General features: G+C 70.1%; 17 protein-coding genes. 5 read left to right on the top strand and 12 right to left on the bottom strand.

What is annotated here, in order from left to right; all coding sequences use genetic code 11:
* Positions 1-152: 152 nt before the first annotated feature.
* The 8 genes from ACZ7M2_RS03890 to ACZ7M2_RS03855 form a co-directional block, all read right to left on the bottom strand.
* Complete coding sequence (locus ACZ7M2_RS03890; RefSeq protein ID WP_471594003.1) at positions 153-2,030, bottom strand: pyridoxal phosphate-dependent aminotransferase; 1,878 nt, start codon at positions 2,028-2,030, stop codon at positions 153-155.
* Between the two features lie 181 nt (positions 2,031-2,211).
* Entirely contained in the window at positions 2,212-3,360 is a 1,149-nt protein-coding gene (locus ACZ7M2_RS03885) for an aldose epimerase family protein (RefSeq protein ID WP_352045751.1), read from the bottom strand.
* A gap of 57 nt (positions 3,361-3,417) precedes the next feature.
* A complete protein-coding gene (mmsB, locus tag ACZ7M2_RS03880) occupies positions 3,418-4,662 on the bottom strand; it encodes a multiple monosaccharide ABC transporter permease (protein WP_471594002.1) in 1,245 nt (414 codons plus the stop codon).
* Entirely contained in the window at positions 4,659-6,209 is a 1,551-nt protein-coding gene (mmsA, locus tag ACZ7M2_RS03875; protein WP_471594001.1) for a multiple monosaccharide ABC transporter ATP-binding protein, read from the bottom strand. The genes mmsB and mmsA overlap by 4 nt, the downstream gene beginning before the upstream one ends.
* Positions 6,210-6,241: 32 nt before the next feature.
* Positions 6,242-7,354, bottom strand: a complete 1,113-nt coding sequence (gene chvE, locus ACZ7M2_RS03870; RefSeq protein WP_471594000.1) for a multiple monosaccharide ABC transporter substrate-binding protein — start codon at positions 7,352-7,354, stop codon at positions 6,242-6,244.
* Positions 7,355-7,495: 141 nt separating this feature from the next.
* Positions 7,496-8,464 (bottom strand): hypothetical protein, encoded by a 969-nt coding sequence (locus ACZ7M2_RS03865; protein ID WP_190168699.1) that lies wholly within the window; start codon positions 8,462-8,464, stop codon positions 7,496-7,498.
* Positions 8,465-8,608: 144 nt separating this feature from the next.
* Positions 8,609-9,622 carry a zinc-dependent alcohol dehydrogenase gene (locus ACZ7M2_RS03860; protein ID WP_471593999.1) on the bottom strand — a complete coding sequence of 338 codons (1,014 nt, stop codon included), beginning with the start codon at positions 9,620-9,622 and terminating at the stop codon, positions 8,609-8,611.
* On the bottom strand, positions 9,619-10,776 hold the full coding sequence (locus ACZ7M2_RS03855; protein WP_054233607.1) for a mandelate racemase/muconate lactonizing enzyme family protein: 1,158 nt from the start codon (positions 10,774-10,776) through the stop codon (positions 9,619-9,621). The genes ACZ7M2_RS03860 and ACZ7M2_RS03855 overlap by 4 nt, the downstream gene beginning before the upstream one ends.
* 265 nt (positions 10,777-11,041) lie before the next feature.
* Here ACZ7M2_RS03855 and ACZ7M2_RS03850 point away from each other — a divergent pair, with 265 nt between their 5' ends.
* Positions 11,042-11,854: an SCO2400 family protein gene (locus ACZ7M2_RS03850; protein ID WP_471593998.1), complete on the top strand. Its 813-nt coding sequence runs from the start codon at positions 11,042-11,044 to the stop codon at positions 11,852-11,854.
* Positions 11,855-11,944: 90 nt separating this feature from the next.
* On the opposite strand, the gene ACZ7M2_RS03845 is transcribed toward ACZ7M2_RS03850, so the two are convergent.
* Complete coding sequence (locus ACZ7M2_RS03845) at positions 11,945-12,379, bottom strand: MarR family winged helix-turn-helix transcriptional regulator (RefSeq protein ID WP_471593997.1); 435 nt, start codon at positions 12,377-12,379, stop codon at positions 11,945-11,947.
* Positions 12,380-12,503: 124 nt separating this feature from the next.
* Here ACZ7M2_RS03845 and ACZ7M2_RS03840 point away from each other — a divergent pair, with 124 nt between their 5' ends.
* Positions 12,504-13,523 (top strand): NADP-dependent oxidoreductase, encoded by a 1,020-nt coding sequence (locus ACZ7M2_RS03840; protein WP_471593996.1) that lies wholly within the window; start codon positions 12,504-12,506, stop codon positions 13,521-13,523.
* A gap of 139 nt (positions 13,524-13,662) precedes the next feature.
* Positions 13,663-14,082 carry an organic hydroperoxide resistance protein gene (locus ACZ7M2_RS03835; protein WP_471593995.1) on the top strand — a complete coding sequence of 140 codons (420 nt, stop codon included), beginning with the start codon at positions 13,663-13,665 and terminating at the stop codon, positions 14,080-14,082.
* A gap of 85 nt (positions 14,083-14,167) precedes the next feature.
* Here ACZ7M2_RS03835 and ACZ7M2_RS03830 read toward each other — a convergent pair whose 3' ends face one another.
* The gene (locus ACZ7M2_RS03830; protein ID WP_471593994.1) at positions 14,168-16,741 is read right to left on the bottom strand and encodes a M14 family zinc carboxypeptidase; all 2,574 of its coding nucleotides are present in this window, start codon (positions 16,739-16,741) and stop codon (positions 14,168-14,170) included.
* A 252-nt stretch (positions 16,742-16,993) separates the two neighbouring features.
* On the opposite strand from ACZ7M2_RS03830, the gene ACZ7M2_RS03825 reads away from it, so the two are divergent.
* Positions 16,994-17,866 (top strand): hypothetical protein, encoded by an 873-nt coding sequence (locus tag ACZ7M2_RS03825; RefSeq protein WP_352045740.1) that lies wholly within the window; start codon positions 16,994-16,996, stop codon positions 17,864-17,866.
* Positions 17,867-18,508: 642 nt separating this feature from the next.
* Positions 18,509-19,315, top strand: a complete 807-nt coding sequence (locus tag ACZ7M2_RS03820; protein WP_471593993.1) for an EI24 domain-containing protein — start codon at positions 18,509-18,511, stop codon at positions 19,313-19,315.
* 39 nt (positions 19,316-19,354) lie between these two features.
* Here the strand turns inward: ACZ7M2_RS03820 and ACZ7M2_RS03815 are convergent, their stop codons facing one another.
* Together ACZ7M2_RS03815 and ACZ7M2_RS03810 are read right to left on the bottom strand one after the other, a co-directional pair.
* Entirely contained in the window at positions 19,355-20,608 is a 1,254-nt protein-coding gene (locus tag ACZ7M2_RS03815) for a pyroglutamyl-peptidase I (RefSeq protein ID WP_471593992.1), read from the bottom strand.
* Between the two features lie 130 nt (positions 20,609-20,738).
* Entirely contained in the window at positions 20,739-21,671 is a 933-nt protein-coding gene (locus tag ACZ7M2_RS03810; protein ID WP_471593991.1) for a LysR family transcriptional regulator, read from the bottom strand.
* Positions 21,672-21,688: the final 17 nt, after the last annotated feature.

Here is a 21,688-nt window from a genome sequence, read left to right as displayed (position 1 = left end):
CCCGCGCACGTCGCGTCGGACAGGCCCTGAGCGGGTCGGGTGAAGTCCGCTGCGGTTCGGCAGCGCCCTGAAGGGGCGCGGGGAACTGCGCGACCAGCCACGAGGGCGCGGCAGACGATCGACGGCACATCCCGGCGCTTCCAGCGGAGCGCTTAGCTGACCTGGTTGTACATCGCGCCCGCCGCCGGCCAGCCCGTGGGCTGGGGCGCGGGTGCCGGTTCCGGCTCGGTGCGGCCCCGTACCTGGGCGGCGGTCAGGCCCCGGTTGCGCAGGCCCGGCATGCCGGTCTGGCCCAGCCCGGCGGCCGGGGCGGGGGCCATGGCGGGCATCGCCGGTGCCTGCCGCGGCGGCTGCATCGACCGTGCCTGCGCCTGGGCCGCCGGTGACGGGGCCTGGGCGACGGCGGGGATCGGCGCCTGCTGTCGTTGTGCCTGAGCCTGAGCCTGTGCCGTCTGGGCCATCTGCGCCATCTGAGCGACCGCGGACATCGGCGGCGCCTGCGGCATCATCTGGGCGGCCGGTTGCATCTGAGGGGCGGGTTGCATCTGAGGGGCGGGCTGCATCTGGGCCACCCCGGGCATCTGCGCGACCCCGGGCATCTGTGCGACGCCTGGCATCTGCGCGACCGCGGGCATGGGCTGCTGCGGGGCAGGCGCGGGCATGCGTGCCGCGGGCTGCTGCGGTGGCATCATCTGGGCGGCCGGGGCCGGGGCGGGGACCAGGCCCGGCATCCCGGTGGGGGCCTGCGCCGGGGCCGGGCCCGGCCAGGTCTGGGCGGGCGGCAGGCTCGGCATCGCGGCGGCCTGCGCGGCCAGCGGCATGCCGACCCCGTTCGTCTCGCTGATCAGACGGTCCACCGCCGCCGTACCCGAGCTGTAGCTGGTCCCTGTGCCCAGCTCGGGTACGGCGGCTCCCCTCCTGGCCCCGTAGAGCACCTGTTCCATGCCGGACACCAGGCGACGCACGTCCGTCTCGGGGCGCACTACGAGTCTCAGGAAGCGACTGGACGAGCCGATCTTGTTGCCGCACTCACGGACCAGGATCCGGTGCTCGCTCAGCAGCCGGTCGCGTACGACGGTGCCCTCGGCGCCCACGGGAAGCCGTACGAAGAGGAAGTTGCCCTGCGAGGGGTAGACCGTCAGGCCGGGGAGCGCCGAGAGCTGGCGGGCCATGTCGAGGCGGTCACGGCGCACCAGGTGCAGGCTCTCCATGTACTCCTGTCCGTGCTCCTTGAGCATGAACACCACTGTCTCCGCGAAGGAGTTGAGGTTCCACTTGGGCAGCATGGAGCGGATCTTGCCCGCGAGCGCGGGGTTGGCCACGAGGTAGCCGAAGCGGATGCCGTGCAGGCCGAAGTTCTTGCCGAGGCTGCGCAGGACGATGACGTTGGGCCGCAGGACGGCCTCTTCCACGACGCTCGGGTCGCTCTCGGCGTCGGCGAACTCCAGGAACGACTCGTCGATGACGATGAGGTCCAGGTCCTGGAGCTGGTCCATGAAGTTGACGACCGTACGGCGGCTGAGGAAGCCGCCGTCGGGGTTGTTCGGGTTGCAGATGACGGCGACACGCGTGCCGCGGGCGCGGATGAACTCGATGTACTGGGCCGGGTCCAGAGCGAAGCCGTTGGACTCCATGAGCGGGAACATGTCGACCCGCTTGCCGGTCTCCATGGGCTGGTCGGTCCAGCGGCCGAAGGTGGGGACGGGGATGGCGAGGGACTCGCGCACGAGCAGGTGGTCGATCCAGGTGATCAGTTCCGTGGAACCGTTGCCCATCGCGACGCAGCTCGGCGGGAGCTGGAGCAGCGCGCACAGCTCGGCCGTGATCGTGTCGGCGCTGCTCGGGTAGTACGTGATGATCTCGCGCAACCGCCCGGCCAGTTCGTCGAACATGCCGGGGGTGGGGAAGTACGGGTTGCACGGGATGCAGAAGTCGATCGGGCCGACTCCATCGCTCTCGCGAGCCAGCGCAGCCATCGAGGGGCTGTGCGCCGCAGTACCGCGGAACAGCGAGGCGACGTTGTCGGCCATGGAACCTCCGGTCTCTGGGTGGCCCGTGCGGGGGAGCACGGGCCGCCCCTTCATACGGATGCGGAGGGGGCGCCGTTCAACTCGTGGGGATTGAGTAAGGGTTGACTTCGCCAGGCAACCGAAAGGGCCCCGGTGGCGTCAGCCACCGAGGCCCCGATGTCACGCGGATGTCAGACGGACGTCACGCGCTGAACGAGTGGACCGTCGTCGTGCGGTATGTCTGCCCAGGTCGCAGCACCGTCGAGGGGAACGACGGGTGGTTCGGCGAGTCCGGGAAGTGCTGGGTCTCCAGGCACATGCCGTCGCCCTGCCGGTAGGTGTGACCGGAGGGGCCGACCAGGGTGCCGTCCAGGAAGTTGCCCGAGTAGAACTGCACGCCCGGCTGGTCCGTCGCGATCTTCAGGGTGCGGCCGGACTTCGGATCACGCAGGGTCGCGATGTGCTCGGGCCTGGCGGTGACGCCCTTGTCGAGGACCCAGTTGTGGTCGAAGCCCTTGGCGGTGACCAGCTGCGGGTGCCCGACGCGGATGTCCCGGCCGATCGGCTTGGCCTTGCGGAAGTCGAAGGGGGTGCCCGCGACCTTGGCCAGCTCACCGGTGGGGATCAGCCCCGAGTCGGTGGGCGTGAAGCGGCCCGCGGCCAGGTGCAGCTCGTGGTCGTAGATGCCGCCGCTGCCCTCACCGGCGAGGTTGTAGTACGTGTGGTTGGTGAGGTTGACGACCGTGGCCTTGTCGGTGGTGGCCCGGTAGTCGATGCGCCAGTCGCCGTGCCTGGTGAGGGTGTACGTCACCTGCACCTTCAGCGTGCCCGGGTAGCCCATCTCGCCGTCGACGCTGGTGTAGTGCAGGTGCAGGCCGACGTCGGAGCCCGAGGTGAAGCCCTCGATGTCCCACACCTTGGTGTTGAAGCCCTTGGCGCCGCCGTGCAGGCTGTTCACGCCGTCGTTGACGGAGAGCTGGTAGGCCTTGCCGTCCAGGGTGAACTGGCCCTTGGCGATGCGGTTGCCGTAGCGGCCGATCGTCGCCCCGAAGAACGTCGTCCCCGCGACGTACGAGGCGAGGTTGTCGTAGCCGAGGGAGACGTTGGCGTAGCGGCCGTGCCGGTCGGGGATCTCCAGGGACTGGACGATGCCGCCGTAGGAGATGACCTTCAGGCGCGTGCCGCCGTTCTCCAGCGACCAGCGGTAGACCTTGGTGCCGTCGGCGAGCTTGCCGAAGAGCTCCTTCACCGGCTTCCTGCCTCCTGTGCTGGCGTGGGCGGTGCCGACCGTGCCGGCGGCGAGTCCCGCGGCCGCGGCCGCGGCGATGACCGTACGTCTGCTCGTTTCCATTGCGGCTCCTGCTGTGGAAGAGAAAGGCCCCCACCGGGGTGGGGGCCTTGACGAGACTTACGAACCGACCTTGCGCTTGTTCCACACGTCGAACCCGACCGCGGCCAGCAGTACCAGTCCCTTGATGACCTGCTGCCAGTCGGAGCCGATGCCGACGAGGTTCATACCGTTGTTCAGCACGCCCAGGACGAGACCACCGATGATCGCGCCGAGGACCGTGCCCACGCCGCCGCTCATCGACGCGCCGCCGATGAACGAGGCCGCGATCGCCTCGAGTTCGAAGTTCAGACCGGCCTTGGGCGAGGCCGCGTTGAAGCGGGCGGCGAAGACCAGACCCGCCAGGGCCGCGAGCATGCCCATGTTCAGGAAGAGCAGGAAGACGACCTTCTTGTCCTTCACACCCGACAGCTTGGCCGCCGGGAGGTTGCCACCGATCGCGTAGACGTGCCGGCCGATGACCGAGTTGCGCATCAGGTAGCCGAAGCCGACGACCAGGACGCCGAGGATCAGCAGGACCACCGGAGCGCCCTTGTAGCTGGCGAGCAGCATGGTGACGGTGAGCACGGCGGCGACCAGCGCGACGAGCTTGAGGTAGAAGAGGTTCGTCGGCAGTACGTCGAGCGAGAACTCCTGCTGCCGCTTGCGGTCGCGGACCTCCTGGAACACCACGAACACGATCAGACCGATGCCGAGCAGCAGGGTGAGGTTGTGGTAGTTGGTGTTGGGACCGACCTCGGGCAGGAAGCCGTTGGCGACCTTCTGCAGACCGTCCGGGAACGGACCGATCGTCTGGCCCTTGAGGAAGATCTCGGTCAGACCGCGGAAGGTCAGCATGCCCGCCAGGGTCACGATGAACGACGGCATGCCGAGATACGCGATGAAGAACCCCTGCGCGGCGCCCGCGGCCGCGCCTATCGCCAGGCACAGCAACAGGGCGATTGGCCAGGAGATGTCGTGGTTGACCATCAGCACGGCGCCCGTCGCGCCCACGAACGCCGTCAGTGAGCCGACCGACAGGTCGATGTGGCCCGCGATGATGACGAGCATCATGCCGATCGCGAGGATCAGGATGTAGCTGTTCTGCAGCACCAGGTTGGAGACGTTGCGCGGCAGCAGCAGGTCGCCGTTGGTCCACACGGCGAACAGCACCACGATCAGACCGAGGGCGAACAGCATGCCGTACTGCCGCATGTTGCGGCGCATGCCGTCCAGCATCAGCTGAAGCAGGCTCTCGCCCGTGGCCGAGCCGCTCTTGCCGGGCGGCGCCGGGGCCGGCGTCTTGGCGGTCACATCCGTGCTCATCGGGTTACCTCTTTGTCCTTCGTCATCTGGCGCATCAGCGATTCCTGCGAGGCCTCCGCCCGCGAGAACTCACCCGTCAGCCGTCCTGCGGCCATGGTGTAGATGCGGTCGCACATTCCGAGCAGCTCCGGGAGCTCGGAGGAGATGAAGACGACCGCCTTGCCCTCGGCCGCCAGCTTGTCGATGACCGTGTAGATCTCGAACTTGGCGCCCACGTCGATCCCGCGGGTCGGCTCGTCGAGGATCAGCACCTCGGGGCCCGCGAAGATCCACTTGCTGAGGACGACCTTCTGCTGGTTGCCGCCCGACAGCTTGCCCACCGGCTCGAAGACGGTCGGCGCCTTGATGTTCATGGACTTGCGGAAGCCCTCGGAGACCTGCCGCTCCTCGTGCTCGTCGACGATCCCGCGCTTGGCCACCTTGCCCAGGGCACTGAGCGTGATGTTGCGGTTGATGGTGTCGATGAGGTTGAGGCCGTAGTGCTTGCGGTCCTCGGTGACGTACGCGATCCCGTGTCCGACCGCTTCGGACACGGTCTTCGTACGGATCTCCTTGCCGTCCTTGAGTACCGTGCCGCCCGCGTACCGGCCGTAGGTGCGTCCGAAGACGTTCATCGCCAGTTCGGTGCGTCCGGCGCCCATGAGCCCCGCGATGCCGACGATCTCGCCGCGCCGAACGGAGATCGACACGTCGTCGACCACCTTGCGCTGCTGGTCGATCGGGTGGAACACGGTCCAGTCACGGATCTCCAGGGCGGGCGCGGCGCCCTCCTCCGGCGTGTGCGCCGTCCGCTCCGGGAAGCGGTGTTCGAGGTCGCGGCCCACCATGCCGCTGATGATCCGGTCCTCGGTGGTCTCCGCGGCCTTCACGTCGAGGGTCTCGATGGTCCGGCCGTCGCGCAGGATGGTCACCGAGTCCGCGACCCGCTCGATCTCGTTCAGCTTGTGGGAGATGATGATCGAGGTGATGCCCTGGTTCTTCAACTCCAGGATGAGATCCAGGAGTTTGCCGCTGTCCTCGTCGTTCAGGGCGGCCGTCGGCTCATCCAGGATGAGCAGCTTCACCTGCTTCGACAGCGCCTTCGCGATCTCCACGAGCTGCTGCTTGCCCACGCCGATGTCGGCGACGCGGGTCTGCGGGTTCTCGTCGAGCCCGACCCGCCGCAGCAGCTCGGAGGCGTGCCGCAGCGTCTCGGTCCAGCTGATGAGCCCGCGGGTGGCGTGCTCGTTGCCGAGGAAGATGTTCTCCGCGATGGAGAGGTAGGGGACCAGGGCCAGTTCCTGGTGGATGATCACGATGCCGTGGTGCTCACTGGCCCTGATGTCCTTGAAGGAGCAGACCTGCCCCTCGAAGAGGATGTCCCCCTCGTAACTCCCGTGCGGGTGAACGCCGGAGAGGACCTTCATCAAGGTCGACTTGCCGGCGCCGTTCTCCCCGCAGATGGCATGGACCTCGCCCTGCTGGACGGTCAGAGTGACGTCCGACAGCGCCTTGACGCCGGGAAAGGTCTTGACGATCGAGCGCATTTCCAGGACGGGTCCCGCCATGGTCGTGCCTTCCAATCACTAGGGGGTGGCGGTTACTTGAGGTCGCTGTCCTTGTAGTAGCCGGTGGCGACGAGTTCCTTCTCGTAGTTGGTCTTGTCGACGCTGACCGGCTGCAGCAGGTAGGCGGGGACGACCTTGGTGCCGTTGTCGTAGGTCTTGTCGTCGTTGATCTCGGGCTTCTTCTTGTTGAGAGCCGCGTCGACCATGTCCGTGGCCACCTTCGCCAGCTTGCGGATGTCCTTGTAGACGGTCTGCGTCTGCTCGCCCGCGATGATCGACTTGACCGAGGCCAGCTCGGCGTCCTGGCCGGTGACGACCGGCAGCGGCTTGCTCTTGGAGCCGTAGTCGTCGGACTTCAGCGAGGAGAGGATGCCGATGGAGATGCCGTCGTAGGGCGAGAGCACCGCGTCGACCTTGGCGCTCTTGTACGACGAGGTCAGGATGTCGTCCATGCGCTTCTGGGCGGTGCCGCCGTCCCAGCGCAGGGTGGTGACCTGGTTCAGCGCGGTCTGGCCGGACTTGACGACGAGCTGCTTCTTGTCGATGTACGGCTGGAGGGCCTTCATCGCGCCGCCGAAGAAGTACTTCGTGTTGTTGTCGTCGTTCGAGCCGGCGAAGAGCTCGATGTTGAACGGGCCCTTCTTGGAGCCGTCCGCGAGACCGAGCTTCTGCAGGATGTAGGTGCCCTGGAGCGTGCCGACCTTCTCGTTGTCGAAGGACGCGTAGTAGTCGACGTTCTTGGAGCCGAGGATCAGGCGGTCGTAGGAGATGACCGGGATGTTGGCGTCGGCGGCCTGCTGGAGCACGTTGTTCATCGACTTGTTGTCGATGGCCGCGATGATCAGGGCCTTCACGCCCTGCGTGATCATGTTCTCGATCTGCGAGACCTGCGTGTCCGGGTCGTCCTCGCCGTAGGCCAGCTTGGTCTTGTACCCCTTCGCCTCAAGGTCCGTGACCACGTTCTTGCCGTCGGCGATCCAGCGCTCGGAGGACTTGGTCGGCATCGAGATGCCGATCGTGCCGCCCTTGGTGTCCTTGCTGTCGGTCTTGCTGCCGCCGTCGCTGCTCTGGCCACAAGCGGTCAGGGTGAGGGCGAGGGAGGCCGCGCCGGCGATGGCGGTGAGGGCGGCTCTGCGGTTGCGCATGATCATCATCCTTGATGTCTTGGACCGGCTCGGTCTCGCGTTACGGGGATGCTCCGAGAGCGTTGCGAGGGAAGACCGAGTAGAGGTGTGTGGGATTGTGCGCGGCTGTGTCGGCTTGTGTGAAGAGGGTTTGTGCGAACGTTATGAGGTGGTGTTGAAGCGCGTGAGAGTTCCGGGCAACCGGGATCCGAGCGGCGCCATGTCGCCGTCCGCTCCGTGCCGCGCGAGCAGGTCCAGGGCGAGTCGGCCGCGACGCACCCGTTCCTTGGCGGTGTTGAGGGTCAGGTCCCTCAAGTGGTGCCCGTACGGGTAGATTCCGGGGGCTTTGGACAGGCCGAACTTGAGGTACAGCGGTGCGCCGCGCCGGATCAGCTCGGCGACCTCGTACATCCGCACATAGCCGCCGAGGTCGTCGGGAGCCTCGATGTACATGTCCATCGGAGCGGCTGAAACTCGTCGTATCTCGGTGAGGTGATCGAGCGTCAGATCACTCGGCACGTTGATGGAGTCCGCGCCGAGGTTCTCGTACACCGCGTACGAGGCCGGGTTGACCGGGCCCACCAGTGCCGAGAGCTTGAGGGTGGTGTCGGCCGGGATGATCCCCGCCGTGCGCGCCCGGTGCAGGGTCCACAAGACGCCCTCGTCGGCGACGAGAAGGCACTTGACGCCCAACTCCGTTGCGCGGAGGGCATCTTCGACGCAGCCGGCCACCGCGTCGTGGCCACGGGCCCGCAGGCCGCCGCCGCGCGAGTCCGAGCGCACCGAACCACCGATGTCCCAGGTGCCGCGCGGCCCGGTGAACAGGCAGAGCTCGATGTCCCGTTCACCGGTGGCCTCGACCATCTCGGTGATCTCGGCGTCGGTCAGCATCCAGACACCGCTGCCCTGGCTGATCCGGTGGATCGGTACGTCGAGCCGCGAGGACTCCTTGAGGACCACGGCCAGGGCCTCGGGCCCCTCCACGGAGGGAACCTCGGTGCGCCAGCGGCCGCCCCCCGGGAAGGTGTGCGGCGAGGCGTCGGCGGGAGAGAGGGCGGGTGCGCCCAGGCCGAGCGCGGCGAGCGCCTGCTCACCGGGTCGACGGGCTGCCGTAGGGGCGGCGTCGGTCACTGGCTGTCCTTCGTGTTCGAGGGGTGCGTGTACAGATGTGTTCGATATTTCGAACGAAGTTCGCGGCCTTGGGCGTGCGGGGCCTGGGTGGTACGCCGGTACGGAGCCGTCAGGTAACTCCGTACCGGCGTACGGCTCGGGGGACTACGGCTTCAGCAGGACCTTTCCGACCTTGGGATCGCCGGACCCCGCCAACTCGATGGCCTGCGGGAACCCGGAGAGCGGCAACTCGTGCGTGACCAGCGGCAACGGGCTGAGCAGCCCGGCCCCGAAGACCCGCACGGTGTGCGCCCAGGCCGCCGGCGGCGCACCGAACACGGTGTGCACCTCCAGCTGCCGTACGACGAGATCGGTGGGATCGAGTCCCTCGGCGCCCGGCGCCGGGATCCCCGTGAGGACCAGGCGTCCGCCGCGCCTCAGCAGGGAGGCGGCGGTGCGCGCGGCGGACGCGGACCCGGCGGTCTCGATGACGACGTCGAAGTCGTCGGGGAGTTCTGAATTTTCGGCGTTCTTGGTACGGAAGTCGGTGGCGCCGAAGTCCTTGGACAGCGCCGCCCGGTCCGGCCGGGTCCCGACCACGAGCAGCTCCGCCGGAGAGTTCGCCTTCAGGAACTGGATCGCGAACATCCCGAGGGTGCCGGTCCCGACCACCGCGACCCGTTCACCGGGCAGGGCGTTCGCCTTCAGCGCGGCGGCCGCGATGCAGGCGGCGGGCTCCAGGAGGGCCGCCGCCGTCAGGTCGGCGTCGTCCGGCAGCACGTGCAGCAGCCGCGCCGGGAGGGTCAGCGTGGTCGCCATCGCGCCCGGCTGGGTGAACCCGGTCTCCTCGTACCCCGCCGTGCACAACGTTGTCTCGCCCGCGTGGCAGCGGTCGCAGACCTGGCAGTTGCGGAAGCCCTCGCCGACGACCTTGCGCCCGACGATCGACTCCGGGACCCCGGCCCCGACCGCCTCGACGGTCCCCGACCACTCGTGGCCGGGCGTGAGCGGATAACGGACGTACCCGTCGGGACGGTTGCCCTGGTAGACCTCGCGGTCGCTGCCGCAAATACCCACGGCGTGCACCCGCACCAGGGCCTCACCGGCGCCCGGCGGCACCGGCTCGTGCTCGATCAGCCGGTGCTCGCCCGGCGCCTCGATGACGACCGCGGTGCTCACTGCGACCCCTTGGGCTTGCGCTGCTCCCAGCCGTCGGCCCACAGGTCGAAACGGGCCTGCTGCTGCGGGAACTCCGCCGCCGCGTCGACGTCCAGCTCGACGCCGAGACCGGGCTCGTGGGACAGCTCGAAGTAGCCGTCGACGACCTGCGGGGCGCCCTTCACGACCTTCTTGATCTCCGCGTCCGCGAAGTCGTTGAAGTGTTCGAGGATCTTGAAGTTGGGGGAGGTGAAGCCGACTTGGAGGGAGGCGGCGGTGAGGACGGGGCCACCGACGTTGTGGGGCGCGACGAGGACGTAGTGCGCCTCGGCGGTGGCGGCCAGCTTCCGCGTCTCCCAGATGCCGCCGATGTGACCGACGTCGGGCTGGATGATGTCCACGGCCTGGCTCTCGAAGAGCTCGCGGAACTCGATGCGGTCGTGGATGCGCTCACCGGTCGCGACCGGGATGTCCACCTTGGCGGCGACCTTCTCCAGGGCCTTCAGGTTCTCCGGCGGGACCGGCTCCTCCAGCCACGCGGGCTTGAAGGGCGCGAGCTCGCGGGCGAGCCGGACGGCGGTGGAAGGGGAGAACCGGCCGTGCATCTCCAGCATCAGCTCGGCCTCGGGGCCGATCGCGTCGCGCACGGCCTCGATCAGCGAGACGGAGTAGAGCGTCGCCTCGTGGTCGAGCTCGAAGTGCCCGGTCCCGAAGGGGTCGATCTTCAGCGCCTTGTACCCGCGCGCCACGACCTCCTGGGCGGCCTTGTGATAGGCCTCCGGAGTCCGCTCGGTCGTGTACCACCCATTGGCGTAGGCCTTGACCCTGTCGGTGACCTTGCCACCGAGCAGCTGCCACACGGGGACACCGAGTGCCTTGCCCTTGATGTCCCAGCAGGCCATCTCGATGACCGCGATGCCGGACATCACGATCTCGCCGGCGCGCCCGTAGTCGCCGTACTTCATCCGTCGGACGAGGTCCTCGACAGCGAACGGGTCGGAGCCGAGAATGTGATTGGCCTCCGCCTCCCGCAGATAGCCGATCAGTGCGTCGGTGTGGCCCAGCATGCGGGTCTCGCCGACTCCGGTCAGGCCCTCGTCGGTGTGCACCTGGACGTAGGTCAGGTTGCGCCAGGGCGTCCCGACCACGTGTGTGCTGATTCCCGTGATGCGCACGGCAGTTGCCCCCTGTGCTCTTGCGGCTCTGTTCGAAATTTCGTCACACGTTCGAAATGCTGGCGTGACAGTAAGGACGTGGCCCCGGAGGTGTCAATGGGTCGAACGGAACGGTCGGCGACGGATTTTGCCGGTATGCCTCGGCTCGTCGCGCGCGCGATGGTGCGAACGCGGTGCGAGGCGCGCCGGAACAGGCGGTTCCCTACATAACTTTCACAGCTGTGACTATGAACGTTACCTGTGAGGAACTTAGTCTTCCGGCGTCATGGACTACTGCGACCCGTGCCGACGGCACCTCAATGGCGCCCTTGCCTGCCCGGGGTGCGGCACCTCAGCCGAACAGCTCCGCACGCATGCGGATCAGACCGACATGCGTGCCGGAACGGGCGCGGCGGCGGTCGGCGCCGGTGTCGACTCGTTGTACGAGGGCGACAACGACGACGATGAAGATCCCGACGCCGACGAGGACGACGACGGCGAGGGGGAGCGGTCCGGACGGGCCGACGCCCGGCGGCGCAACCGCGGGCGCGGGCGAGGCCGGGGCCCGGACTCGGAGGGGCCCGGCGGTGCGAGCCGGCGGGACCGGAAGGCCGCGGCGCACCGTCGTCGTCGGCGTCGGGTGCTGCTCATCGCCGCGGGGTTCGTGCTGGCGGCGGGTGGACTGAGCCTCGCCGAGCTCGGCATAGACGGGCCGGGGCTGTTGCCGAAGCCGGCCGCGGCCGGGGGTGAGTCGCCGGACGGGTCGGCCTCCTCGGACGCCGGGACGGCGCAGCCGAGCACCGACGCGGGGGGTTCGTCCGGGGGGACGTCCACCGCGACGGCCTCTCCGGACGCGTCGGCGTCTCCTTCCGCCTCCAAGTCCGCCAAGGATGACCAGTCCAAGGACGACAAGAAGAAGGACACACAGGAACAGTCGGCGACGACCGGTACGGGGGTGGTGCCGTCCGCGACGTCCGGCCACGGGTCCTCGACGCCGCCGAAGTCGTCCCCCAAGCCGACGGCCGCGCCGACCTCGGCCGCGCCGTCGCCATCGCCTTCACCTTCGCAATGCAACCGTTTCCTGTGGTGGTGCACGTAGAGGGTTTCGTGGTTTCGCCGGCTGCGGGCCGGTGGGGGTCGCTCGCGCGGGGCACCGCGCGGCCGGCCCCCACCGGCCCGCAGCCGAAAACTACGGCGTGAGCATTCTCTGCAGGAGGTCCCGCAGGGCCAGGCGCTCCTCGGTGGAGAGGCCCGCCAGGGGCTCGCGGGCGAAGTCGAGGGCGTCGCGGAGGGAGCGCGCGACACGCCGGCCCTCCTCCGTTGCCGCGGCCAGCTTCACGCGGCGGTCGGACGGGTCCGGGCGCCGCTCGACCAGGCCCCGCGCCTCCAGCCGGTCCACGATCCCGGTCACGTTCGACGGCTCACACTTCAGCTTCTGCGCGAGTCGCCGCATGGGCAGGGGTTCGAGTGAGAGCAGGCCCAGGAGTCGCGCCTGCGCCCCGGTCAGCGCATGCTCGGCGGCAGCGTCCTCGTACTCCTCGTGATAGCGGGCCACGATCGTGCCGATGAGTTCCACGACCTCGAGGGTCAGCGGGTCGATACGGGTTGTTCTTTGCGTGGCCATGGGCTCCAGGCTACCGCGTTACTTGACATCATGAAATATTGAGGAGCATGGTTGTTTCAGGTACTGAAGTATTAGAGCCGTAGTCGCACGTACCCGTGCATGCACGTAGGAAAGGCACCCCCTCATGACCGAGACCCAGCTCCCCGCCGTCAATCGCGAATGGCACCTGGTCAGCCGCCCGGTCGGCTGGCCGAAGCCCGAGGACTTCGCCCTGGTCGAGGCCGAGGTCCCGCAGCCGGGGGAGGGCCAGGTCCTCGTGCGGAACGCGTACGTGTCCGTCGACCCGTACATGCGTGGCCGCATGAGCGCCGCCAAGTCCTACGTCGCCCCCTTCGAGCTGGGCAAGGTCATGCAGGGCGGCGCGGTCGGTGAGGTCATCGCCTCCAACGCCGAGGGCATCGCGGTCGGCGACCACGTCCTGCACTTCTTCGGCTGGCGCGAATTCGCCGTCGTGGACGCCAAGCAGGCCGTCAAGGTGGACCCGCAGGCCGCGCCGCTGTCGACGTACCTCGGCGCCCTCGGCATGACCGGTCTCACCGCCTACGCGGGCCTCCTGAGCACCGCCTCCTTCAAGGAGGGCGACTCCGTCTTCGTCTCCGGCGCCGCCGGCGCGGTCGGCAGCCAGGTCGGGCAGATCGCCAAGCTCAAGGGCGCCTCGCGCGTCATCGGCTCGGCCGGCTCCGACGAGAAGGTCAAGCTGCTCGTCGAGGAGTACGGCTTCGACGCCGCCTTCAACTACAAGAACGGCCCGGTCAGCGAGCAGCTGCGCGCCGCCGCCCCCGACGGCGTCGACGTCTACTTCGACAACGTGGGCGGCGACCACCTGGAGGCGGCCATCGGCTCCCTCAACCGGGACGGCCGCATCGCCGTCTGCGGCATGATCTCCGTCTACAACAGCACCGAGCCCGTCCCCGGCCCGAAGAACCTCGCCCGCCTCATCCAGACCCGCGGCCGCATCGAGGGCTTCCTGGTCGGCGACCACTACGACCTGCAGGCGCAGTTCGTGCAGGAGGTCGGCGCCTGGGTCCGCTCGGGCGAGCTCAAGTACAGCGAGACGGTCGTCGAGGGCATCGAGAACAACGTGGAGGCGTTCTTCGGCGTCCTGCGCGGCGACAACGTCGGCAAGATGATCGTCAAGCTCTGACCCTCTCCGGTCCTCCGGTCCCCGGGCCCTCCGGCTCTCCCGAGAGGCTGTCGCTGGACTTCCGGCATACGGTAACTTCTTTCCGAAACCGTTGCGATCGTGGGCGCGAGTCGCGGCGGACCAAGGAGGAACGCACCGTATGTCCATCCAGCAGACCGATGTCCTCTACACCGCCGTCGCCACCGCCGAGAACGGTCGCGACGGCCGGGTCGCCACCGACGACGGCAGGCTCGACGTCGTCGTGAACCCGCCCAAGGAGTTGGGCGGCAGCGGCGCCGGGACCAATCCGGAGCAGCTCTTCGCCGCCGGGTACAGCGCCTGCTTCCAGGGCGCCCTCGGCGTCGTCGCCCGCCAGGAGAACGCCGACGTCTCCGGCTCGACCGTCACCGCGAAGGTCGGCATCGGCAAGAACGAGGACGGGTTCGGGATCATCGTGGAGATCTCCGCGACGATCCCGAACGTCGACGGGGCCACCGCACGGGACCTCCTCGAGAAGGCGCACCAGGTCTGCCCCTACTCGAAGGCGACCCGCGGCAACATCACCGTGACGCTCGTCTGACGACGCTCGTTGTACACGGCGGAGGCCGCACCCTAGGACGTGGGGTGCGGCCTCCGCCCTGTCGTGTCAGACGGACGGCAGCGTCCTACGAGACGGTCAGCAGCGCCCTTCCCACCTGCGGGAACTCCCCCTTCGGATGGTCACGGAAGAGCGGCTCCGTGCCGAAGAGCACGGCATGCGGACCGCTGACGACAGCGGCCCGGCCGCCGGCGGCCGTAGGCCCTCCCGTCCCGTCGGCCAGCGGGCGCCAGTGCCCGGAGACGAGCGGATCGCCCGGCGCGTACGCCTGCTCGACACGCACCCCGGGGCCGAGATCGGTGAACCAGACGGGCGCGTAGACGAAGCCGTGGTCGGGCGCGTTCGCGGTGAGCGGTCCGCCCGCATTCACCACCCGCACGACACCGTTGGCGTCACCGTTGCCCTCCACCGGCCGCACCGCCAGCAGCCCGGCCGCCGAGTTGAGCGCGGCTCCGACGGCTCCGCGGCCGACGAGACCGTGGGTGTGGAGGAAGGCGTCCAGCGCCGTCCGCGCGCTCGCGTTCACCTGGGCGTGGTCGAGCCCCGACGACACGAACAGCACGTCCACCGCGGACCAGTCGAAGCCCGCGTTCAGGACGGCCGTCGACACCGGCACCACGTCGAAGTTCATCTCCCGCAGCGCGAAGAGCTCACCCGGCGTGACGGCCGCGGCGACGCGGACGCGGTGCAGGGGTGTTCCCGGGCTGCCTTCGGTCGTCCTGGTCTGTCCGGTCGCGTCGAAGGCCACGTCGTACGTACGGGCGAGAGCGGCGGCCCGCGCCCGCGCCGATCCCGGCACGACGGCACTGCCGTCCGCGCGCTGCCGTACCGGAACCCCCTGTTGGAGAAGGGAGTTGAGGGCGGCGATCTCCTGCGGGGTGTCGAGACGCAGCTGCAGATCGCCACGCGGGGCGACGTACCCGACCCGCGCGGCGGCTTCGACCCGGCGGGCGGCCACGGCCGACAGCCCCCCGCTCCGTACGGGCACGACCGTCGCACCCCACAACCGCCCCAGACTCCAGCCCGAGATGTCGTACATCACCGACACCTTGGCACTGATGTCCCGCCCGTCGGCCAGCATCACATTGGCCAGCCCGCGTTTGGGCTGGTGCAGATCGACGACGTACGAGCCCTTCGCGTACGACCGTCCGGCCAGCCGGAAGTCGCGGGTCGCGCGCGTGACGCGGATGTCATGGGCGAGGAGATGGTCGACGAGGCGGGCGGCGGCCGTCGCCGAACGCTGGGCGCCGCCCGCCGGGATCACGTAGGCACGCGGGAAGTCGGTCGTGTAGACGTCCTCGGGACCGATGCCCGGCACCCCCGGCACGGTTTCCGCCGAGACCGGCACCTGGGCCGCGCCCGTCGCGCCGCGCCGGAAGACCTCGATCTGGTCGGCGATGATCGAGGCGCGGTGGGTCCGGGCGTAGGCGAGGGTCGCGCGCATGGCCGCGCCGGCCACGTCCACGTTGATGGCGGACCTGCGCCGGAGTTCGGCCACGGGCAGGGTGTCGTACTCCGAGTTGTTCACCGTCAGCGGGATCTCCACCGTGTGCGCGGCGACCGCACCGTGGAACGCCTGGTACTGGGGCGTGAAGATCGGCGGCCAGTCGTCCCAGCCCTCCTGCTGGTCGCGGAAGGGGATCTGGGCGGGCTCGACACCGTCCTTCGCGGGGGTGTGGCCGAGGCCGTTGACGGCGGCCTCCATGCCGAGGGCGTTGGCGTAGGTGTTCTTGAGGAAGAGGTCGTACTCGTAGTTCTCGCCGTGCGGCGGGGTCGTCGGCTCGATCAGGGTGCCGTTGACGTACCCGTGCAGGTCGAGCATCACGGCCGGCTGCTTGTCGATGGCGATCTGGCGGATCGCGCGCGTCTCGGGCTGCGAGGCGGTGATGAAGTCCCGGTTCAGATCGAAGCCGTTGGCGTTGGCGCGGGTGCCCGCGATCCGGCCGTCCGGGTTCGCCGTGATGTTGAAGTAGAGGCGGCTGTGGGCGAGGAGGTCGGCCGTCTGCGCGTCCTTCGCGCTCGCGAGCCGCTCGATGAGCGCGAGGGAGGCGTCGGTGCCCTCCCACTCGTTGCCGTGGATGTTGTTGTCGAAGAAGACCGGCGTCTTGTACGACGCCTTGAGGGCCGGGTCCTTCGCCGCCGCCTGTGGCGCGTTCTCGATCAGCTCGCGCATCCGCTCCTGGCCGAGGGACTCGGACGCGGACTCCGGGGCGGTGACGGTGACCAGATAGAGCCGGTGACCGCCGGCCGAGCGGCCCGCGACCTCCACGCTGACACGGTCGCCGAGCCGTTGGAGGGCGTTCAGCTTCGGGGCGATGGCGTGGTACGGGGTGAGGCCCAGCTTGATGGACTTGTCCGCCGGGTTCTCCGGGTCGGGGGAGAGGACCTGCTCACGCGGATAGCCACGGCGGGGGGCGGCGAGGCCGGCGTCGGACAGGTCGGTGACGGGGCTGGTGAGGGCGTTGCGGGCGGCGTTCGCCGGGGCCCTGGCGGCACCCGTGGGCTGGTCCGTCCCTTCACGGCCCGCCCCTTCACGGACAGGGGGTTCGCGGTCCGCGGTGGCGCTGTGCGGGGCGAGGAGAAGCGATCCGGTCGCGGCGGTGAGGACAGTGGCGATCAGGACGGGTCTCGGTAGGCGCACGCGTCGTACCTCCAGTGGGGGGCCTGAGATCGGTACGGGTCGGTAGGGCACGGGTCGGTAGGGCGAGGTGTACCTGTTCGACTCTTCCTCAACAAGAGTGCCTGGGTGCCACGGTGGCCCCCCTGAACGCCGTGGATGCCACGGATGGGGCATCGCCGACGGGCCGAAGGGGGCATGCTGAGGCCATAAGACGCCGTAGGGGGCCAGCGGACGGTCCATGTGGCGAGGTGCCGTGCGTGGCGAGGAGGGCTCATGTCCCCGATTCCGTCGCTCCCCAGCATCCCCAGCAGGGATGACGTGCTGCGTATGGCGCGCAGCACGACCGACATCACCGGCCAACTCCTCGACACGGCCGGGAACATCACCAGAATCGCCCTCAACACCTTCGACCCCCGGGACGGGTCGGGTGCGGAGGCGCTGCGTGTGCTCCGGGAGACGACGGCGGAGCTCGCGGAGGCGAGTGCGTCTCCGCAGGCGCAGGAGGCGTTCTACCGGATCGTGGACACGCTGACGCGGCTCGGGACGACCGGGGCGCCGCTCGCCGTGCATCCCGTGAGCCGGCCCGCGCAGGCGTTGCTGGCCGCGCTGGGGGACAGTCTGCTGCCGATCCTCGACGCGGTGGAGCCTGCGGTGCAGGAGGCGGCGGACGCGTTGGGGGACTTGCTGGAGGCGGGGTCGCCGTTGCTGCCTGCGGTGGCCGGGGTGGCGGCGGGGGCGTTGCTCGCTTTGACGCCGGTGATACGGGCGGCGGCGGACGTGTTGCGTGACTCGTCGCCCGAACTCCGGCGTATCGCCGACGCGTTGACGTCGGCGCTGGCTCCGTTGCTGCCGCTTCAGGTGGCGCTGGCCGAGCGGGCGGCTGCGGCGGGGGTGGGGGTGGTGCGGGCCGTGCTGCCGCCGCTCGCCGACCTCACGGAGGCGGCGGCGGCCACGACGGACGCGGTCCGGCCGGTGCTGATCGCCGGCGAGGAGTTCCTTGTCTCCGGCCTCGAACACCTACAGCCCCTGCTCCTGGCGTCGGCGTCACGGACGGGGCGGGTGGCTCGGGCGGTGGCGGTACGGGTGTCCGCGGCGGTGTCGCCTGCGGCGGAGCGGGGGCTTGTGGTGGCGGTGACTCCGCCCTAGCCACGCCTCGGCCTCCCGCCCTCACCCGCGGACCGATGGCGGCGGGGGCCGCGCCCCCACATCCCCCGCCCAGACTCGTTCGGCTGCGGGTTGGTGGGGGCTGGTCGCGCAGTTCCTCGCGCCCCTGAAGCGGGGCTGCGGCCCGTGTCGTCCGGCTGTCCGGATTTGTTCGGCTGCGGCCCGGTGGGGGCTGGTCGCGCAGTTCCCCGCGCCCCTGAGACGGGGCTGCGCCCCGTGTCGTTCGGCTGCGGGCTGGTGGGGGCTGGTCGCGCAGTTCCTCGCGCCCCTGAAAGCCTCGGGGCGTCCGGCGTTCGAGGCCGATGCCACACACCCCACCCCACCCTGCGCCATCCAGCCCGTTCGGCGTTCGAGGCCGATGTCGGAGGCTGCACCCCACCCGCCCCGTCCCGCGCCATTCAGCCCGTCCGGCGTTTGAGGGCGAGGCCGGAGGCCGTGCCCCGCCCACCCTGCGTCCACCCACCCCACCCCGGCCCGTGTCACTCAGCCCGTCCGGCGATTGAGGACGAGGCCGTTCAGGCCGATGGGGGTCCGGGGCGTGGCCCCGGCGGGGTGGAAGGGGCGGAGCCCCTGGGGATGGGTTGGGTAGGGGCGGCGGGGGCGAGTCCCGGTAAAGTTCTGGCCATGCGTGATCTCGGGGCGGGGTTCGGTTACCTCATACAGGGCCAGCGATGGGTGGCACGGCACGGAAAGCAGTACGGGTTCGGACTGCTACCGGGCCTGATCACCCTCGTGCTGTACGCGGCAGCGCTCGTCACCCTCGCCCTGTACGGCGAGGACTTCGTCACCTGGTCCACCCCCTTCGCCGACGACTGGTCCAGCCCCTGGCTGGGCCTCTTCCGCGGCTTCCTCACCGCCGTACTCTTCGCCCTCGCCCTCCTCCTCGCCGTCCTCACCTTCACCGCCGTCACCCTCCTCGTCGGCCAGCCCTTCTACGAGTCCCTCTCGGAGAAGGTCGACAGGGACGTCTCCCCGGACGGCACGGCCCCGGAGTCCGGCCTCCCGCTCTGGCGCGAGCTGTGGATCTCCGCGCGAGACAGCCTCCGCATCCTCGTGCGGGCCGCCGTCTGGGGCGTCCTCCTCTTCGCCCTCGGCTTCCTCCCGTTCATCGGCCAGACCGCCGTCCCCGTGATCGGCTTCTTCGTCACCGGCTTCTTCCTCACGGAGGAACTGACCGCGGTCGCCCTCCAGCGCCGGGGCGTCGGCCTCCGCGACCGCCTCACCCTGCTCCGCTCCCGCAAGACGCTGGTCTGGGGCTTCGGCACCCCGCTGGGCCTCGCCTTCCTGGTCCCGTTTGTCGCCGTCTTCCTGATGCCGGGCGCGGTCGCGGGCGCCACACTGATGGCCCGCGACCTGCTGGACGAGGAAACGGACGAGCCGGACGACGACCACGACAACCACGGCGACCACGAACAACGCGCCGCCGTGTGACCGAGATCCTCACCGTGGCCGTCATCACGGCCCTCGCCGCTATCGCCCCGTCGCCCCGACGGCCACCGTCACGATCGCCCGCACCTGGGCGATGATGTCCAGCCGGTTCTGAACGAACTCGGGGTCCGTGACCGCCCCCGTCGCCGGGTCCGTGTTGCCCGTGCCGAACTGCAGTACGGGCGTGTGGACATGCCCGCCGGGCAGGCTGTCGTGCAGACCGAGGCGGTCGCGCAGCAGCGTCGCGCGGTAGGCGATCTCGTTGGAGAGGTAGTCCCCGCCGCCCCCGGCGCGCGCCGTCGAACCCGGGGTCGGCCCGTCGGGGCGTACGACCGGATCGGTGCCGCCCGCCGGGATCTCGGTCACCGAGGTGTGGTCGTACACGGGGAAGCGGCCCGTGGCCGCGGCTACGATCCGCGCGTACGGGAGCGTCGTCGACGTCCATTGCGGCTGCGAGGCCGGGTCGGTGACGGGGATCGTCTCGGTGCGGGAGACGTTCTCGTTGTCCGGGAAGCCGCCCCGCCAGGCCCCGTTGGTCCGCTCCACGTCGAATCGGCCGACGCGGCCCTGGCTCACCGTGGTGAACAGATCCACGCGCGGGAGCTGGCGGCGCAGCGTCCGCTCCACCGTGCCTCCGGCGAAGTCCTGCCAGCGGACCGGGAACACGGCGGTCTCGATGCGCGCCGGGCCGTCCGTGGTCTGGATCGTCGTGCCGTCCAGGGCGAGGGCGGTGGCCCCGGACGGGTTGGAGATCCGGACGTCACGGTCCAGCGTGAACGGGTCGAACCCGGTGAGCAGGATCCGCTTCACGTCCTTGGCGCGCGGATAGCGGATGGTGTTCTCGCCGCGTGAGTTCTCCTCCAACTCGGCCAGTAGACTGGCACGTTGCGTGTCCGTGAGACCGAACTCCGGCTCCCACTGCCGCACTTCGCGCGTCATGCCCAACCGCGCCCAGTACAGGGGACGGTCGTCGTCCCGGCTCAGGTCGCCGCCCGCCGGGCCCCGCCCCTGCGCCCGGTCGACGGCCCGCTGCCACAGCCGCGCCCCCTGCCGTACGACGACACGCTCGGCCTGCCCGAACGAGCCCGCCCGCTCCAGCGCCCGCGCGAACCCGGGGGCCACCGTGTCGAATCCGGAGCGCCGCAGGATCTCCTGAGGGGCGGCCTGGTCGAGGCGCTGTTCCTCGACGGTGACGGGGGCCGCCGCTGCCGCCGACGCGGTGGGCCCCGCGGCCAGGCCGCCCACCAGAGCCAGTCCGAGTACGCCTGCTCCGAGCCGAACACGTATGTAGGTCAAGGGAGTTCATGCCTTCCGTCGCCGTGGGGTGCTGCCGGACGGCCGCAGTATCGCGTGACGGAGGGGACGTACGCCATGAGGCGGGGCACCGGCAGCCGAAGCGGCCGGGGTGGCGCGGGCGGCGGGTGGCTCAGGTGGGCAGGTGGGTCGCGGCCTCCCGCAGTGCCCCCAGGAACGCCCGCGCCGCCGGTCCCAGTGACCGGCCCCGCACCGTCGCCGCGTACACCGCCCGTGCGGGCGCCTCCTCGTCGCGCACCGCGAGCAGCGCGATGTCCGGGCGTACGGACTCGGCGGCGAGCGCCGGGACCAGGGTCACCCCGAGCCCGGCGGCGACGTACCCCTGCTTGGCCGTCCACTCGGCCACGACATGCGCGACGCGCGGGCGGAAGCCGTGCCGCAGGGCCGCGTCCAGCAGGGTGCCCTCGGGGCGGGCGGAGCCGGATATCCAGTCGGCGTCGGCGAGTTGGGGGAGGCGCACGGAGGGCTCGGCGGCGAGCGGATGGTCGGCGGGGACGGCGACGTACAGGGACTCGTCGAGGAGGTGGTGCAGGGTGTACGGGTCCAGCGGGGCGCGGCCCGTCGTGGAGACGATCGCCAGGTCGAGGCCGCCCGCGGAGAGCCGCTCCAGGAGCACGGGCGTCAGGCCCTCCTCGCGAGTGAGCCGCACCCCCGGATGGCGCACGCGGAACGCGGCGATGGCGCGCGGTACGAGCGCGGCGTCGGCCGTGGCGAACGCGCCGAAGCGCAGCCGGCCGCCCGCGGCCCGCCGCAGCGCGGCCAGTTCGCGGTTCGCGCCGTGCAGCCGCTCGACCACCGCCTCGGCGTGCGGCACGAGGACCCGCCCGGCCTCGGTCAGCCGTACGCCCCGGGGCAGCCGGTCGAAGAGCGGGGCTCCGCCGAGCGCCGACTCCAGCGAGGCGATCTGCCGGGACACCGCGGACTGTGTCCAGCCGAGGGTCCGTGCGGCCACCGTGAACGAACCGTGCCGGGCGACCTCCAGGAAGACCCGCAGCCAGGTGCTGGAGAGGTCGGGTACGGCATGCGGGTTGAGCATGAGAGCCATGCTAGACATTCGCTTGT

Source organism: Streptomyces sp. NPDC111507, from assembly GCF_055638955.1.
This window is presented reverse-complemented; position numbering and strand designations above follow the sequence as displayed.